Annotated in this window: 15 protein-coding genes; 6 read left to right on the forward strand and 9 right to left on the reverse strand. The window is 67.0% G+C overall.

Features of this window, described 5'->3' with window-relative positions:
• Positions 1-350: 350 nt before the first annotated feature.
• From ACX9OT_RS13335 to ACX9OT_RS13350, 4 genes are all read right to left on the reverse strand, one after another.
• The gene (locus ACX9OT_RS13335) at positions 351-2150 is read right to left on the reverse strand and encodes a DUF885 domain-containing protein (protein ID WP_277778710.1); all 1800 of its coding nucleotides are present in this window, start codon (positions 2148-2150) and stop codon (positions 351-353) included.
• Between the two features lie 194 nt (positions 2151-2344).
• Positions 2345-2860, reverse strand: coding sequence for a cytochrome c oxidase assembly factor Coa1 family protein (locus tag ACX9OT_RS13340; protein WP_277778711.1), 516 nt, complete (start codon positions 2858-2860; stop codon positions 2345-2347).
• Between the two features lie 25 nt (positions 2861-2885).
• Positions 2886-5111: a S9 family peptidase gene (locus ACX9OT_RS13345; RefSeq protein ID WP_277778712.1), complete on the reverse strand. Its 2226-nt coding sequence runs from the start codon at positions 5109-5111 to the stop codon at positions 2886-2888.
• Positions 5112-5255: 144 nt separating this feature from the next.
• Entirely contained in the window at positions 5256-5945 is a 690-nt protein-coding gene (locus ACX9OT_RS13350; RefSeq protein WP_032129128.1) for a glutathione binding-like protein, read from the reverse strand.
• A gap of 110 nt (positions 5946-6055) precedes the next feature.
• Between ACX9OT_RS13350 and ACX9OT_RS13355 the strand changes: the two genes are divergently transcribed.
• Both ACX9OT_RS13355 and ACX9OT_RS13360 read left to right on the forward strand, forming a co-directional pair.
• Complete coding sequence (locus tag ACX9OT_RS13355) at positions 6056-6685, forward strand: TIGR00645 family protein (protein WP_032129129.1); 630 nt, start codon at positions 6056-6058, stop codon at positions 6683-6685.
• A gap of 201 nt (positions 6686-6886) precedes the next feature.
• Entirely contained in the window at positions 6887-7888 is a 1002-nt protein-coding gene (locus ACX9OT_RS13360; protein WP_049400878.1) for an energy transducer TonB, read from the forward strand.
• A gap of 83 nt (positions 7889-7971) precedes the next feature.
• On the opposite strand, the gene ACX9OT_RS13365 is transcribed toward ACX9OT_RS13360, so the two are convergent.
• Positions 7972-8226 (reverse strand): hypothetical protein, encoded by a 255-nt coding sequence (locus tag ACX9OT_RS13365; RefSeq protein ID WP_049462828.1) that lies wholly within the window; start codon positions 8224-8226, stop codon positions 7972-7974.
• Positions 8227-8303: 77 nt separating this feature from the next.
• Between ACX9OT_RS13365 and ACX9OT_RS13370 the strand changes: the two genes are divergently transcribed.
• Entirely contained in the window at positions 8304-9101 is a 798-nt protein-coding gene (locus ACX9OT_RS13370; RefSeq protein WP_459002501.1) for an AraC family transcriptional regulator, read from the forward strand.
• A gap of 101 nt (positions 9102-9202) precedes the next feature.
• Complete coding sequence (locus ACX9OT_RS13375; RefSeq protein WP_049460585.1) at positions 9203-9901, forward strand: transposase; 699 nt, start codon at positions 9203-9205, stop codon at positions 9899-9901.
• 34 nt (positions 9902-9935) lie between these two features.
• On the opposite strand, the gene ACX9OT_RS13380 is transcribed toward ACX9OT_RS13375, so the two are convergent.
• From ACX9OT_RS13380 to ACX9OT_RS13395, 4 genes are all read right to left on the reverse strand, one after another.
• Positions 9936-11120: an ABC transporter permease gene (locus ACX9OT_RS13380; protein ID WP_277778713.1), complete on the reverse strand. Its 1185-nt coding sequence runs from the start codon at positions 11118-11120 to the stop codon at positions 9936-9938.
• Positions 11117-11863 (reverse strand): ABC transporter ATP-binding protein, encoded by a 747-nt coding sequence (locus ACX9OT_RS13385; RefSeq protein ID WP_012512433.1) that lies wholly within the window; start codon positions 11861-11863, stop codon positions 11117-11119. Before ACX9OT_RS13385 ends, ACX9OT_RS13380 begins: the two co-directional genes overlap by 4 nt.
• On the reverse strand, positions 11860-13386 hold the full coding sequence (locus tag ACX9OT_RS13390; RefSeq protein ID WP_277778715.1) for an alpha/beta hydrolase: 1527 nt from the start codon (positions 13384-13386) through the stop codon (positions 11860-11862). The genes ACX9OT_RS13385 and ACX9OT_RS13390 overlap by 4 nt, the downstream gene beginning before the upstream one ends.
• Before the next feature lie 68 nt (positions 13387-13454).
• Positions 13455-14657, reverse strand: a complete 1203-nt coding sequence (locus tag ACX9OT_RS13395; protein WP_164080910.1) for a GGDEF domain-containing protein — start codon at positions 14655-14657, stop codon at positions 13455-13457.
• Between the two features lie 154 nt (positions 14658-14811).
• Here ACX9OT_RS13395 and ACX9OT_RS13400 point away from each other — a divergent pair, with 154 nt between their 5' ends.
• Both ACX9OT_RS13400 and ACX9OT_RS13405 read left to right on the forward strand, forming a co-directional pair.
• Positions 14812-15297: a DUF1203 domain-containing protein gene (locus ACX9OT_RS13400; protein WP_032129137.1), complete on the forward strand. Its 486-nt coding sequence runs from the start codon at positions 14812-14814 to the stop codon at positions 15295-15297.
• Between the two features lie 233 nt (positions 15298-15530).
• Positions 15531-16703, forward strand: coding sequence for a lytic polysaccharide monooxygenase (locus ACX9OT_RS13405; protein ID WP_277778716.1), 1173 nt, complete (start codon positions 15531-15533; stop codon positions 16701-16703).
• The last annotated feature ends 166 nt before the right edge of the window (positions 16704-16869 follow it).

The raw sequence follows: 16869 nt of genomic DNA on the forward strand, positions 1-16869 counted from the left end.
CGGCCAGCGGCCGGCACTACCCCTGCAACAACCGACGCATCGCTCTGGTAGGTGCCAACCTTGGTTGGCACGAAACCCGCGGCGCTGACCAAGGTCGGCATCTACCAACGGCAATTGCCGGCCAGCGGCCGGCACTACCCCTGCAACAACCGACGCATCGCTCTGGTAGGTGCCAACCTTGGTTGGCACGAAACCCACAGCGCCGACCAAGGTCGGCATCTACCAACGGCAATTGCCGGCCAGCGGCCGGCACTACCCCTGCAATAACCGACGCATCGCTCTGGTAGGTGCCAACCTTGGTTGGCACGAAACCCGCAGCGCCGGCCAGTGGCCGGCACTACCGGTGATGCTCAGCGCTTGTACTTCGGCACGAACACCTTGTTCACCGCATCGGCCAGCTGGTCCGGCGGCAGCAGGCCCTGGTCGAGCAGGAAGTTGTTGAACGCCAGGCGGTCGAACTTCGCGCCCAGTGCCAGCTCGGTCTGCATGCGCAGTTCCAGGATGCGGGTGTAGCCGTAGAAATAGCTGCCGGCCTGGCCCGGCATGCGCACCATGTAGCGATCCAGTTCCTGGGTGGCCATCGCCTTGGACAGTCCGACCTGCTCGATCAGCACGCGCTCGCCGTTGGCACGATCGGTCAGGCCAAGGTTGAGCATCGGGTCCAGCATCGCGCGTGCGGCGCGCAGCAGGCGGAACTGCAGGGCGATCATCTGCCCGTCCAGCGGCTCGTACGGCACCATCTCGGCCTCGGCATACAACGCCCAGCCTTCCACGTTCACCGAATTGAACGCGAACATCGTGCGTGCCAGCGAGACGCCGCGCTCGACCATGGCGGTGAACTGCAGCTCGTGGCCGGGGCGGCCTTCATGCGCGCTCAGCGTCCACGCCGCCGCACCGAAATTGAAGTCGTCGTACTGCGCGCCCGGGCCCGCCGCCGGGTTGCCCAGCGGCAGCACGAAGGTGCCCTGCTGCCCGGTATTGTTGACCAGCGGCGCCGGCAGGAAGTGCGGCGCCGGGCTTGCGGCGCTCTCGGCGGCCGAGCCCAAGCGCATCTGCATCGCGCGCTTGGGCACGTCGACGATGGCGTGCTCGCGGATCAGCGGATCGATCGCGTCGATCACCTTGCGGTAGTGGCCTTCCAGATGATCGTCGGCAATCTTGTCGGCCTTCAGCGCGCGGATCACCGCCACCGGGTCGCTCGGGTCGGCCACCTTCAGGCCCTTGTCCTTCGCCACCAGCGGCGCCAGCTGCTGCATCGCCGATCGGGTTTCCATGAACTCCAGCTGCGCGCGCTGCATCAACAGCTTCGGGTCGATGTCGATGCCGACCTGCTTGAGCTGGTAGGCGTACAGCGGCGCCGGCAGGCGTGCGTCGGCACGTGCCTTCGGCAGCACGGTCGTGCGCGTCCAGGCGGCGTAGTCCTTCATCTGCCCGGCCAGCGCCTTCATTGCTTCATCGGCACCGGCGATCTGGTACTTCTTCAGCAGCGACTCGATGCCGGTGATGTAGGTCTCGACGTTGTCCAGCGACTGCTGCACTTCGATCTTCGTCGGCTGCAGCAGGCTGCTGTCCTTCAAGCGCTCTTCATAGCGCTGGCGCGCCAGCGTGGTGAACGCGGTGCCGCCGGGCTGCAGGCCGGCATAGGCCTTGAGGCGGTCGATCGCCTTGGCCCGGCGCTCGGCCGGCACCTGGTCGGACAGCAGCAGGTTGAGGCCGCTGAACACCGTCTGCGGCGCATCGCTCCACGGCAACAGGTACTTCTCGTTGAGCTCGCTGCCTTCGATGTTCTGGCTGGCGGCGTGGATCATGATCTCCAGGTCCTGGCGGACATTGGGATCCTGCTCGGTGGCCAGCTTCGCCTTCAGTTCGTCGCGGGCCTTGGCCATCGCGGCGCGGTAGCGCTTGCCGTTGTCCGGGCCGAGGTCGGCCACCTTGTCGTCGTAGCCGGGAACGCCGAAGAAGCCGGTTTCTTCCGGCTGGAACGGCCCCTGCGCATCCAGCAGGATCTGCGCCAGTGCATTGCTGCGGGCGACCCAGGCAGGGCTGGCGGGAGTCGCGGCCTTGGCAGCCGGCGCGGCCAGGGCCGGTGGTGCGGACAGCAACGGGGCGGCAGTCAGGGCCAGGGCAACAGCGAGCGCAATCGGCTTCATGGGACACTCCAGCAAAGGGTTGCCCGCAACTTACGCGCTCACGGCGATGGCGACAATCGGCTGGAGGTCACGGCGCGGCTGATGGGTAGAGTCGACTATCGCGCGCAGCGCGGGGTTTTCAGGCGTCTTGTGGAGAGCAGTCGACTAACAGTCGACTCTACATGGCCGCCCTTACCCGGCCGCGCGACCTGCGGTCACAGTGCGGCGGTCAGCGGGCATTCGCCACGCTCACGGCAGGCCTGCAGCTCGCACTCCCCCGCAGCCTCGTCGTCATCCAGTGCAGTCAGGTCGAAGGTCTGCTTGTCTTCGGCCAGTACATACATCACCGGGTAATCCCAGACTTCATCGCGACGGCTGCCCTGCACGAACAGCCGGCCGTGCGCATGCGGTCCTTCCAGGGCCACGGTCAGGCCGACGTCGCGCTGGCCGTTCATCGCGGTCTGCATGCTGCCCAGCGGCATCGATTCGATATGCAGCGGCTCGCCAAAGGCTTCCACCAGTTCGATGCTGCAGCCCGCGCGGCGCAACGCTTCGCGCATCGGCGGGCTCTCGCGTGCCGCCTCGCTCCAGCGCAGCACGCTCCAGGTCACCACGCCACCGGCGCCGCCCAGCACCAGCACCACCGTCAACGGCATCGCCCAGCGCCAATGACGGTACCACCAACCGGCGGACGTCTGTCGATGGGCGGGAATCGGTGGTGGCAGGGTCATCGGCGGGCTCCTTCCCGGCGGGTGATCAGGGTTTCAGGCAACGTCCCAGGAAGGCTTCGGCGACGCGGTAGCGATGCAACGCATCGGCACCGGACAGGCCGTGCTTGGCACCCGGATAGGTCATCAGTTCGAACGGCTGTGCACGCTTCTGCAGCGCACTCATCAAGCTGGTCGAGTTGGTGAACAGCACGTTGTCATCGGCCATGCCGTGGATCAGCAGCAGCGGCGAGCGCAGGCCGTCGATATGGGTCAGCACGCGCGCTTCGCGGTAACCCGCTTCGTTGCGCGCCGGCAGGTCCATGTAGCGTTCGGTGTAGTGGCTGTCGTACAGGCCCCAATCGGTCACCGGCGCACCGGCCACGCCACAGGCGTACTGGTTCGAGGCCTTGGCCAGCAGCATCAGGGTCATGTAGCCACCGTTGGACCAGCCCTGCACGCCGATGCGCGCCGGGTCCACCCACGATTGCTGCTTCAGCCAGGTCACGCCGCGCAGCTGGTCGGTCACTTCCACCGTGCCCTGCTTGCCGTACAACGCGCCACCGAAGTCACGGCCACGGCGCGGGGTGCCGCGGTTGTCCAGCGAGAACACCACGTAGCCCTGCTGGGCCAGGTACTGGTTGAACAGGTGGTCGCCACGGCCGGGCCAGCTGTCGGTGACGGTCTGGCTGGCCGGGCCACCGTAGACGTACACCGCCACCGGGTAACGCTTGGACGGATCGAAGCCGGCCGGCTTGATCAGGCTGTAGTTGAGCGGGGTCTTGCCGTCGGCCGCGGTCAGCGTGCCGAACTCGATCGGGCGCTGCGCATCGCGATAACGCGCATACGGATGCTTCGGGTCCGCCAGATCGTTCTCGAGCAGGGTGGCGATCTTCTCACCATTGGCGCGGAACAGTTCGATCTGCGGCGGCGTGGTGCTGTTGGACCAGCTGTCGACATAGACGCTGGCGTTGCGGGCGAAGCTGGCGCTGTGCATGCCCGGTGCCTTCGACAGGCGCTGCGGCTCACCGCCCTGCAGCGACACCGCGTAGATCTGGCTTTCGCGCGAGGTCTCGATGCCGGCGCGGAAGTAGGCCTTGCCAGCCTTCTCATCGACCGCCAGCAGTTCGTCTACCGGCCAGTTGCCGTGGGTCAACGCGGTGGCCTTGCCCTTGCTGTCGATGCGGTACAGATGCTGGAAACCGGTGCGCTCGGACGACCAAAGCACGCTGCCGTCATCGAGGAAACGCAGGCTGTTGTGCAACGGCACCCAGGTCGGGCTGGTCTCGTGGGCGAGCACGCGCTGGCGATTGGAATCGAGCGCCACTTCCACCAGGTCCAGCTGCTTCTGGTCGCGCGACTGGCGCTGGAAGCTCAGGTGCTGCGCATCGCGCCAATCGACACGAGCCAGATAGATGTCCTGTTCCTTGCCGAGGTCGACCCAGCGCGGCTGCGCATCGGCGGCCGGTGCGATCACGCCCAGCTGCACGCGCACGTTGGCGTCGCCGGCGGCCGGGTAACGCTGCTCGATCACGTCGGTGCGGTCGGCGTAGACCTCGTAGCGCTTCTGCACCGGCACCGGTGCTTCATCGATGCGCGCGAAAGCGATCGCCGAATCATCCGGCGCCCACCAGTAACCGGTGTGGCGGTCCATTTCCTCGTCGGCAACGAACTCGGCCACGCCGTTGCCGATGGTGGTGCTGCCGTCGCGGGTGAGCTGCAACTGCCTGCCGCTGACCAGGTCGATCACCCACAGGTTGCGGCCACGGATGAAGCTGACGAAACCGCCCTTGGGCGACAGCTTGGCGTCGGTGGCGAAGCCCTCGCCGTGGGTCAGCTGGCGCACTGCGGCCTGGCCCTGCTGCTTGAGGTCGTACAGGTACAGCTCGCCGCCCAACGGGAACAGCAGGCGCTGCGCGTCCGGCGACCACTGGTAATCGACGATGCCGGTCATCGCAGCGATGCGCTGGCGCTCGCGGCGGGCCTTTTCCTCATCGCTGAGGGTCTCGGTGCCGGGCAGCACCTCCTTCGAATCCACCAGCAGACGGGTCTGGCCGCTGCCGATGTCGTAGGTCCACAGGTCCAGCTGGTTGCGGTCGCTGTCCTTGCCGCGCAGGAAGCTGACCTGCGAACCATCGGGGGCGACCTTCGGTTTCATCAGGGTCGGGCCGGACAGCGGCAGCGGGCCGGTGATGGCTTCCAGGGTCAGCTTTTCAGCGTGGGCGGCGGTACTGGTGGCGAGCATGAGGGCGAGCGAAGCGAACAGGTGGCGCATGGAGGATCCCGGCAAACGGCAGGTCCGCCACCGCGATGGACGCGGGGCGGTCAGCCTCCATCCTAACCAAGCCGGTGCGGGAAGGCAGCATGACCTTCTGCCCATGAGGCGTGCCGACCAACGGTCGGCACCCACCGTTCCGGGTCAACGCTGGCCGAACAGGTGCTTGCGCTCTTCGTCGCTGAGCGGCTTGCCGGCGTTGGGGTTCACCTGCTGGCGCAGGGCATAGGCGCGCTGGGTGGCCGGGCGTGCAGCAATCGCTTCGTGCCAGCGCTTGAGGTTCGGGAACGCGGCGAAATCCACCGGCAGCTTGTCGTAGGCACCGATCCACGGGTAGCTGGCCATGTCGGCAATGGTGTACGCGTCGCCAGCCAGGAAGGCGTGCTGGGCCAGTCGCTTGTCCATCACCCCGTGCAGGCGGCGCACTTCGTTGTCGTAGCGCTCGATCGCGTAGGGGATCTTTTCCGGCGCATACACGTTGAAGTGGCCCATCTGGCCGCTCATCGGGCCCAGGCCGGCCATCTGCCAGAACAGCCACTCCAGAGTGGTGACGCGGCCGCGCGGGTCGCTGGGCAGGAACTGGCCGGTCTTCTCGGCCAGGTACAGCAGGATGGCGCCGGACTCGAACACGCTCTGCGGGGCGCCGCCATCGGCCGGGGCGTGGTCGACAATCGCAGGCATCTTGTTGTTGGGCGAGATCGCAAGGAATTCCGGCTTGAACTGGTCGCCCGAGCCGATGTTGACCGGATGGATGCGGTACTCCAGGCCGGCTTCTTCCAGCAGCAGGGTCACTTTGTGGCCGTTCGGGGTGGGCCAGTAATACAGGTCGATCATGGCGGCGGCTCGGGGTGCGGAAAGGAACCTGAAGTCTAGTGCGAGAGTTGGGTTGGCACCGTCACGACGGGCCGGTAACCTCGCGGCTCCCCCGAAACGCACTGTCCTGCATGAGCCACAGTCCTCGCCCCTTGTCCCCGTTGTCCTCGCTGATCTTCGCCTCGCGCTGGCTGCAGCTGCCGCTGTACCTGGGCCTGATCCTTGCCCAGTGCGTCTACGTGTTCCTGTTCGGCAAGGAACTGTGGCACCTGCTGTCCCACTCGGTCTCGATGGGCGAACAGCAGATCATGCTGATCGTGCTGGGCCTGATCGACGTGGTGATGATCTCCAACCTGCTGGTGATGGTGATCGTCGGTGGCTACGAGACCTTCGTCTCGCGCCTGCGCCTGGAAGGCCACCCGGACCAGCCGGAATGGCTGAGCCACGTCAACGCCAGCGTGCTGAAGGTGAAGCTGGCAATGGCGATCATCGGCATCTCCTCGATCCACCTGCTGAAGACCTTCATCGCCACCAGCGCGCTGAAGGGACTGCCGCTGTGCAAGCCGGAACAATGGGCAGCAGCAGTGTCGTCGGCTTCGACCAGCTTCTACAACGCTGGTGTCGATACCTGCACGACCATGACCCAGGAAGGCGTGCTGTGGCAGACCATCATCCACTGCGTGTTCATCCTGTCGGCGATCGGTATTGCCTGGACCGACAAGCTGATGTCCAACAGCCACAGCAAGTCGCACGACCACTGATGCGGCAACCGGCAGCGGTCCTTCGCCGCTGCCCCATCCCGGCCCCTGCCCCTTGTACGCGGCGGCGGCCGGGATGCTAGATTGCACCCTCGCCGTTGCCGGCGGTGGCGTCGGGAAACGTCATCGTTCCGCGCCCGGACCACAGGTCCCGGCCATGCGTATCAATGATTTACGTCACGTCGTCTTCTAGAGGGGAGCAGGATGTCGCACGTCTCAACGATCACCGCCGCGCGCCGGTGGCTGCCGGTTGCTTTGGCACTGGCGCTGGCCGCCTGCTCGGGAAAGGAAGAATCTGCAGCACCGGCCCCGGCCGCCGCACCCGCCACCGCTGCACCGGCCGCACCGGTGGTCGCCGCCAAGGTGCAGTCCATGGGCACCGAACAGCTGCGTGAATCGGCCAGCCAGGCACTGCGCGAGAACCGCATGTACGCGCCGGCCGGCGACAACGCCATCGAGTACTACCTCGCCCTGCGCGACAAGACACCGGACGACGCGTCGGTGAAGAGCGCGCTGACCGACCTGCTGCCCTACACCCTGATCGCCGCCGAGCAGCACCTGGGCCGCGAGGACTACACCGAGGCGCAGCGCCTGGTGGCACTGATCGAGAAGGTGGATGCCTCCGCTCCCGCCCTGCCGCGCCTGAAGGAAGGCCTGGCCAAGGGCGTGGAAAATGCGGCCAAGCGCACCGAGACCGAAGCCGAGAAGGCCAGGAAGGACGCCGAAGACCGGACCAAGCAGCAGGCCGAACAGCAGCGCCTGACCGAGCAGCGCGCCAAGGAAGCCGATGCGGCCAAGCAGATTGCCGCGCAGCAGGATGCCGCACGCCGCGACAACGAGCGCCAGGAGGCGGAGCGCCAGGCCGCGGCCCGTCGCGATGCCGAACAGAAACAGCAGCAGGCCGCCGCCCAACAGGCCAGCGCCGCACGCCAGGCAGCCGCCGCGGCAGCTCCCACCCTCCGCCCGGTCAGCACGCCGGCGCCGCGCTATCCGGCCGAGGCACTGCGTTCGGGAACGTCGGGCGAAGTGCTGGTGGAGATCACCGTCGGTACCGACGGCTCAGTGGTCAGCGCCCGCGTGCTGCGCGCGACGTCGGGACGGACCTTCGACCGCGAAGCCCTGAACGCGGTCAAGCGCTGGCGCTTCGAGCCGGTCAACGCGCCGGTCACCACCCGCCGCACCCTGGTGTTCGCACCGGGCGGCTGACCGCAAAAAAGGGGACGGAGGGGATTAAGTCGTTTCTGCCCCTTGATGACGCCAAGGCCCGGCATGTCCGGGCCTTGTCCGTTTCAGGCAGCGCCATCAATCAGGCGCTGCAACGCCGGATCGCGCGCAGCCAGCACCTGGAACAGGCCCAGCGCATGCAGGCCGGGCAGCAACGCACGCAGGTCGGCTTCGGCAGTGGCGCGGGTGGCATCATCGCTGGTGGGATCCTGCCAGGCACGGACGCTGGCCAGGAAGGCACCGACGCTGCCCTTGCGCACGGTGAGGCCATTTACCTGCACCTCGTTCTGATGGTCCGGAAGAATGTCCTGTGGCTGCATGGGGAAGCGCTCCGTTGAAGTGGGCTCCAGTGTCGGAGCCCGGACGCGACGTTTCTGCCGTATAACTGCCAATCGATATGGCAGATCAGACAACCACCGCATTGATTGACCCGGCACTGGCCAATGCCGCCGACGGGCCTGCGTTGCTGGGGGCGCAGCTGCGCCTGCCGGGTCCGCGCCGCACGGCACGCCACCAGCACGCCCGCGGGCAGCTGCTGGGTGCACATCAGGGCCTGCTGCGGATCGAGGTGGGCGACCTGCACTGGCTGCTGCCGGCGGGTCATGTCGCCTGGATACCGCCTTCGCTGCCCCACGCACTGGCCAGTACCAGTGCGTTCGACGGCTGGAGCCTGTACTTCAGCGCGCAGGCCTGCACCGACCTGCCTGCAGCCCCTCGCATCTTCCAGCCGGGGCCGCTGCTGCAGGCCGCGGTGATTCGGGCGCTGCAGTGGCCGCATGTTCCTCTGGATGCCACACAGGCACGACTGGCCGGTGTGATCGCCGATGAGATTGGCGCCAGCTCGCCATTGCCGCTGGCCCTGCCGCAACCGCGTGACCGGCGACTGCAGAAACTTGCCGCCGCACTGGCGCGCGCACCGCACGACAACCGCAGCATCGAGGACTGGGCCGCCAGCAGCGGTCTGTCCAGCCGCAGCCTCGCCCGCCATTGGCTGGCCGAGACCGGCCTGTCGCCAAGCCAGTGGCGGCAACGCCTGCGGGTGCTGCTGGCACTGCCACGCCTGCTGTCCGGCGAGCCGGTGATCAGCGTCGCGCTGTCGATGGGCTACGACACACCCAGTGCCTTCATCGCCGTGTTCAAGCGCGAGATAGGGGTGACGCCTGCGCGGTATGGAAAAGAGGACGGAGGGGATTAAGTCGCTTCTGCCCTCCCCCACATCAACTCGCGGCATCGCCTGATGCCCTTCGCGGTCACGGAAGCGGCAGGCTGATGATTCCTTGAAACCCCTGAACTGCCATGCCTCGACAAGCACGCCTGATGTTGGCCGAACAGCCGTATCACGTAACCCAGCGCGGTGTGAACAAGGGGGCGATCTTCGTTGACGATATCGACCGCCAGCTGTTTCTGCACCTTTTGCACAGCGCCTTCCTGAAGCATCAGGTCGCGCTGCATGCCTATGTATTGATGGGCAATCACGTCCATCTATTGGCCACACCCTCCACTCAGGCCGGCTTGGCCAACGCGATGCGGATGCAGGGCAACAACTATGTCCAGGCGTTCAATCAGCGGCATGAGCGCAGCGGACCACTCTGGCAGGGCCGCTTCCATTCTTCGATGGTGGACAGCGACGCCTATCTGCTCAGCGTCTATCGCTACATCGAACTCAATCCGGTTCGTGCAGGCATGACAGGCGCCCCGGAAGATCACCCTTGGTCGAGCGTGCATGGAAACCTGCAGCGCCGCGATGATCCGATGCTGACAGAACATCCCGCCTTTCGGGCACTGGCCTCGACCAAGCGACAGCGGACGACGCTCTATGCGCAGTTCCTGCGGGACGTGAACGCGTCCGCCGACCTGCCGGCAATACGCGCGCACAGTGCCGGGCAGCATCCGTTGGGAAATGCAGCTTACCTGCGGATGGTGGAACAGACACTGGGCCGCCCCGTGGTGCTGCGCAAGCGGGGGCGCCCTCAGAAGAAGGGGGCGGAGGGTTAAAAACGACTTAATCCCCTCCGTCCCCTTTTTGCAGTCAGCCCGAGATCGCCAGACGCTCGTTGTGGTAACGGCGCACGGCGGCGAACCACAGCACTGCGGCCAGGCCAAGGCTGGCACCGAGATAGATGGCCCAGACCGACGGCGTGATGGTCTCGTGGCGGATCACCTTCAACAGCATCTGGTTCTGCGACAGGAACGGCACGGCGTACTGCCACAGCTCGCTCTTCAGCGGATAGGCCACCAGCGCGTAGCCGGGCATCATCGGCAGCAGCATCAGCCAGGTCATGTGGCTCTGCGCTTCCTTCATGCTCTTGGCCGCCGCCGACAGGAAGGTCAGCAGCGAGGTGCCGATCATCAGCATCGGCAACATCACCAGCAGCATCTGCAGCATCGAGGTGACGTTCATGTTGAACTGGCGGCCGATGTTGCCGGGCGCGATCTGTGCGCTCACCTTGAACGCCACCAGGGTCAGCAGCAGCGATACGAACCCGACCACGCAGGCAGCCGCGATCTTGCCGCTGACGATCGCGCTGCGCGAGCCGGGCGTGGCCAGCAGCGGTTCCAGTGACTGCCGCTCGCGCTCGCCGGCGGTGGCGTCCATCACCAGGTAGGCGCCGCCGATGAACGAGGTCAGCGTGAGCAGCACCGGCAGCAGCATCGACAGGATCATGCCGCGCTTGGCCTCGGCACTGGCCAGGTCCTGGCGCGCCACATCCAGCGGCCGCGCCACCTGTGCGTCGATGCCGCGCGCCATCAATCGCAGTGCCCCCACCTGGCCGTTGTAGGTGGCCAGTGCCGCCTCCAGACGTGCGCTGGGCACTTCGGCGGCACGACGGGTACTGTCCTTGATCACCTCCACCAGCGCCGGCTTGCCATCGGCCCAGTCCTTGCCGAAGTCATCGCTGATGCGCAGCGCCACGTCGATCTCCTGGCTGCGGATGGCCTCGGCCAGGTCCTTCGGTGCAGGTGCGGTGTTCAGCCCCTGCGCGGCGAGGAAACGCACCAGGTTGGGGGCGTTGTCCGCACCGATGGTCGGAATCTGCAGCGGCTGCTCGATCTGGGTGCGTACCCGGCTCTCGGCCAGCTTGCCCATGCCCAGCAGCAGCACCGGGTACAGCAGCGGCCCGAACAGCAGGGTCAGCAGCAGCGTGCGGCGATCACGGGAAAGGTCGCGCAGTTCCTTGCGCATCACCGTCATCAGGGTCGACATCATGCTCATGCGTGCAGGCCCTCTTCGCTGCCGATCAGTTTCACGAACGCGTCTTCCAGGTTGGATTCGCCGGCTTGCGCACGCAGTTCATCGGCGCTGCCGGCCGCCATCACCGTGCCCTTGGCGATGATCACGATGTGATCGCACAGCGCGGCCACCTCCTGCATGATGTGGCTGGACAGGATCACGCAGCGGCCCTCTTCGCGCAGGCCCAGCAGGAAGCGGCGCAGTGCGCGCGTGGTCATCACGTCCAGGCCGTTGGTCGGCTCATCCAGAATGACGTTGCGCGGGTCGTGCACCAGCGCGCGGGCGATCGCGGTCTTGGTGCGCTGGCCCTGCGAGAAGCCATCGGTCTGGCGGTCGAGGATGTCACCCATGTCCAGGGCATGCGACAGCACTTCGATGCGTTCGCGGATGCGCTCGGCCGACAGGCCATGCAGTTCGCCGAAGTAGGCGATGTTCTCGCGCGCGGTCAGGCGCTTGTAGACGCCACGCGCATCGGGCAGCACGCCAAGGTGGCGGCGTACTTCCACAGGATTGCGTGCGGCATCGACACCATCGACGCTGATGCTGCCCTGGTCCGGGGTCATCAGCGTGTACAGCATGCGCATGGTGGTGGTCTTGCCGGCACCATTGGGGCCCAGCAGGCCGGTGATGCGGCCGTCCTCGGCGCGGAAGCCGACGTTGGAGACCGCCTGGATGCGGCCGGTGCGGGTGTCGAAAGCCTTGTGCAGGTTGTCGGCGACGATCATGGTTCCCATCCGTTGAACGAGGTGAACGCCGGCACGTAGCTCAGCGTGTCCAGGCAGCCGGCATCCAGCGCCTTGGCATCGGTCTTGTCGATGAACTGGCCGAGCAGGCGCGGCATGCAGCCGGCACTCAGCGTGCCGTGGCCCTGGCCGCGGGCGACCAGCGCGCGGCCATTCGGCAGGCCCTTGAGGACCTGTTCGGCATAGCGTGGTGGCGTCACCGGGTCGAGTTCACCGGACAGCAGCAGCGCCGGTACGTCGCTGCGCAGCGGCACGGCATTGGCCGCTGGCGCCGGCTGGTACGGCCATACCGGGCAGGCCGCGAAGAAGGCGCTGGCCACGTCGTTGCCGAACAGTCGCTCCGGGTCCTCGGCCGGCGCCTTGTAGCGCGGCGCATCCTCGCTGCAGATCACCGACCACTGCATGCCTCGGTTGATCTGGAAATCCATGCTGCGGTTCGCACCGCGTGCCAGCGACGCCAGCGGTGCATAGCGGCCGTGCGCGGCTTCATCGAGCACCAGCGGCAGCAGCGAGGAATACTGCGGCACATAGGAGAAGGCGAACGCCAGGCCGATCACGCTGTCCGGACTCAGCACATCCTGCCGGGTCTGGTTGGTGCCGGGGTCGCGATACTCCACCGAGACCGGCGCACGGCGCAGGGTCTCGACCACGCTGCGCAGCTGCGCGCGGGTGTCGGTCGGGAAGCGTTTGCTGCAGGCGGCATCCTTGCGGCACTGCGCCGACTGCAGGGCGATCGCATCCTCGAACGTCGTGGCGAAGTCGCCGCCCACCACCAGTTCATTGGGCACTACGCCATCGATGACGATGCTGCGGGTGTGCTGCGGATAGGCACCGGCATAGCGCTGGGCCACGCGGGTACCGTAGGAGCCGCCGACCAGGTTGATCCGGTCCACGCCCAAGGCCTGGCGTACCGCATCCAGGTCGGCGATGGCTTCGGTGGTCGTGTAGAAGCGGGCATCGGCACGCCCCTGCAGCGAGGCCGCGCAGCGCTGCGCGTAGTCGCGCAGCGACGCCTCGGTGGGAGCGGCGTCCTCGTCCATCTGCAGGTCCTTGCCGTCCGCGCCGAGGCAGCTGAGCGGGTTGGAGCCACCGGTACCCCGCTGGTCGACAAGGAAGATGTCGCGCTGCTTGCGCACCTGGCGCAGCGCGGTATCGACGATGACCGCCACTTCGCTGGCCGCCTGGCCGGGACCACCGGCCAGGAAGAACACCGGGTCGGGCTGGCTGGAGCCGCTGCTGCCCGATTCCAGCCAGGCGATGCGCAGGCCAATGCGTCGGCCATCGGGCTGGGCCCGGTCCTCCGGCACCTGCAGGGTGGCGCACTGCGCTTCCACGTTGGCGCTGGCGCCTTCGGTGGACAACGTGCAGGGCTGGAAGTCGATCGTGCCGAAACGGCGGCTGGGTGCATCGCTGGCGCTTTCGGCGCCGGGTGATGGTGACTGGCTGCAACCGGCAAGCATCAGGCTGGCCAACGCTGCGGCCAACGCGAGGTGGTGTCTTTGCATCGTACTCGTTTCCCCTGGAGGACGTTCCTGGCAACCACGACGGGCTGCCGCGGAAGATGTGACTCAACTTACACGGGCACGGCGTCGTCGGCGATGGGCAGACGCGAAATCTCCGCCGGCGTGGCGCAGGCCAGGCGGTCGCGGCCTGCGGCCTTGGCCCGGTACAGCGCCGCATCCGCCGCTGCCAGCAGCGTGGACAGGTCGCCATGGCCGTCGTCCATGGCCAGGCCGATGCTGGCGGTGACCGTCACCGGCCCGGTGCCCAGCCGCGCCGGCTTCTGCTGCAGAGCGGTACGGATCGCGGCGGCCCACGCCATCGCTTCACCCTGTGTGCTGCCGGCCAGCACCAGCACGAACTCCTCGCCACCGTAGCGGCCCAGCAGCGTGTCGTGGCCCTGCAAACCATGCTGCAGCAGCGCAGCGAAGTGACGCAGTACCTGGTCACCGGCCAGGTGGCCCCAGCGGTCGTTGATCTGCTTGAAGTGATCGACGTCGACCAGCAACAGGGCCAGCGGCCGGCCCTGCCGACGCAGCCGCTGCAACTGCGCCTGGCCATCGGCCAGCACCGCGCTGCGGTTGAGCAGCCCGGTCAGGCCATCGGTGCGTGCCGCACGCCGCAGATCGACCAGCATGCGCTCGACCAGCAGCAGCACCATCGCGAAACATCGCGCCAGCTCCAGCATCACCCCGGCAATGTAGGTGACGAACATCGGCGTGCCGGTGCGCATGATGTCCTCACCGGCATCGGGCGCCACCGGCAGGAACAGGCGCACCGCGTACAGTGCCGCCTCGGCCAGGAACACCGCCGCCGCCAGACGGCAGCTGGTGCGCTGCTGCACGGGGGCATGCCGCAGCAGCAGCCATGCGATCCAGCCATCGACCAGCAGCGTGAACACACTGAACACCTGCAGGCGCACGCCCAGGTCCGGCCAGAGCACCAGGAAGGCGAAGATGCAGGCCATGAACGCGGCTGCCATCAACAACGGCCGCCACAGCGGCAGCGGCTGTTCCAGATGCAGCGCCACGCCGCGCAGCATCAGCACCGCGCAACCGGCCATCGCCGCATTCCCGGCCAGTATGGCCGGCGCCAACGGCAGGTAGGGGCGCAGCGCCAGCAGGGTCACGCCCAGGGTCAGCAGCCACAGGCTGGCGGTCCACAGGCGCAGCACCGGTTGCCCGCGCAGCACCACCAGCAGCAATGAGAACCCCACCGCAATGCCGATGCAGAGCAGGAAGCCAAGCACGGTGATGGTGGGGAAATCCAGGGACATGCGGCGCTCATCGGCCGGGGCGGCGCGCGCATCTTAGCGCCTTGCGGTGCGATCCCCGTGGCACTGCCTGGCCCGATGGCGATGCCGGGTCTGAAAACGGCGAGCATGACGGCCGGTGCGTGCGCAGAATCCGGGGAAAACCAAGGAGACGCCCATGCATGCGTGGTACCTCGGTGGCCTCGACCACCGCCCCTTCCAGCACCTGTTCGAGAAGAGTGACACCGCGCTGGCTGCGCTCGGCATCCAGCGTCGCTGGGCCGGCGAAACAGGAGGACACCCCTGCAGGATCGGCCTGAGCGATCCGCCCAGCGGCAGCGAGCTGCTGCTGTTGTCCCATGTGCACCTGCCGCTGCACTCGCCCTATCACGCCTCGGGCCCGATCTTCGTGCAGCGTGGCGTAACGCGCTGCGTGCTGCCGCCGGGCGAGGTACCCGCCTATGTACAGCGCCGTACGATCTCGTTGCGCGCCTATGACCAGGCTGCATTGATGCTGGCCGCAGAGATCAGCGCGGGCACTGATGTTGCCGCCCGGCTGGACGCGCTGTTTGCCGACCCTGCCGTGGCCTTCGTGCAGCTGCACAACGCGGCCCACGGCTGCTTCTCGTGCCAGGCAGATCGAGTGGGTATGGCGCCGACGTAGCAGGATCTCCACGACGTGATCGATGCCACGCCGATCCCGTGACCGCCAACGCATCCGTTCAGCCCCACGTGAAGCCTGCGGGAAGGGCTTCACACCCCCAGTCACGGATCGGCGCTTCCGTGGTTCCTCAGTCTGCATCGCGACTCGATACTCGCTGTGGTGCCGCCGAAAGTCCGCCGTGCAGCGCAGCTCCTGCGGTCACCGTTCTCTTTCGACGACCACAAGGAAGCGCCATGTCATTCCGATGCACACCGCTATTGCTGGCCACCTCGTTCGCCGCTGCGGGCCTGTGCCTGGCCGGCAACGCATTCGCCCACGGCACCATGACCACGCCGGTCAGCCGCGTCTATGCCTGCTTCCAGGGCAATCCGGAGAACCCGACCAACCCGGCCTGCGCCGCCGCGAAAGCGGTGGGCGGTTCGCAGGCGTTCTACGACTGGAACGGCATCAACCAGGCCAATGCCAACGGCAACCACCAGGCCGTGGTGCCCGACGGCAAGCTGTGCAGCGGCAACAACCCGACCTTCCGCGGGCTGGATGTAAACCGCAGCGACTGGCAGACCACGCCGATCCAGCCAGATGCCAACGGCAAGTTCACCTTCGTGTTCAAGGCAACCGCGCCGCACGCCACGCGTGACTGGCGCTTCTTCGTCACCCGCGACGGCTGGCAACCGGGCAGCCCGCTGCGCTGGGCCGATCTGCAGGAGTTCTGCACGCTGGGCAACACGCCGCTGTCGGCCGATGGCACCTACAAGCTGCAGTGCACGCTGCCACAGCGCAGCGGCCAGCATGTGATCTACAACACCTGGCAGCGCTCGGATTCGACCGAAGCGTTCTACACCTGCATGGACGTGCGCTTTGAAGGAGGCGGTGGCAGCACCCCGCCCGCAGCGCAGTGGCAGGATGCCGGCCCGGTCACCGCGCGCGGCGAGCTGCCGGTCGGCACCACCCTGGCGTTGCGCGTGTTCAACGCCAACGGCAATGATGTCGAACGCGTGGAAGCGACCCTGGCCAGTGGCCAGACTGCGGCCGCGCAGTGGCCGTTGGCGCTGGCCCGCAAGGTCAATACCAGCGCCCAGCACGCACGCGTGGGCGTGCTCAGCAATGGCGTGATCACACCGACGGCCTCGGCCACCGCCAACCGCGTGTACCTGAAGGATGGCAACCGCTTCCAGCTCGATACCCAGGTGCCCGACCCCGGCACGCCATCACCGGGCGGTGATTTCGACCACGTGTATCCCGCTGGAATCGGCAGCTACGTGCCGGGCCAGACCGTGGTGAAGGGCGGCGACGGCAAGCTTTATGCCTGCCGCCCGTTCCCGGAAGGTGCATGGTGCAACGTCAACGCCGAAGCCTACCGGCCGGGCGTGGGTGCAGCATGGCGCGATGCGTGGATCGCGTACTGAGGCAGTGATGCGGGAGGCGGTGCACAGTGCACCGCCTTTCGCCCGGATGGCGGCACAGTGAGCACCGTGTTGCAGATCGAACACAGCCGCCATCGATTTCAAACTTGTCCGATGTTGCCGACGGCCCTGCATGTGAAGACTGCGCGAGGTTTCCCACACTTCGCAA

It is taken from the genome of Stenotrophomonas genospecies 3 (assembly GCF_054473855.1).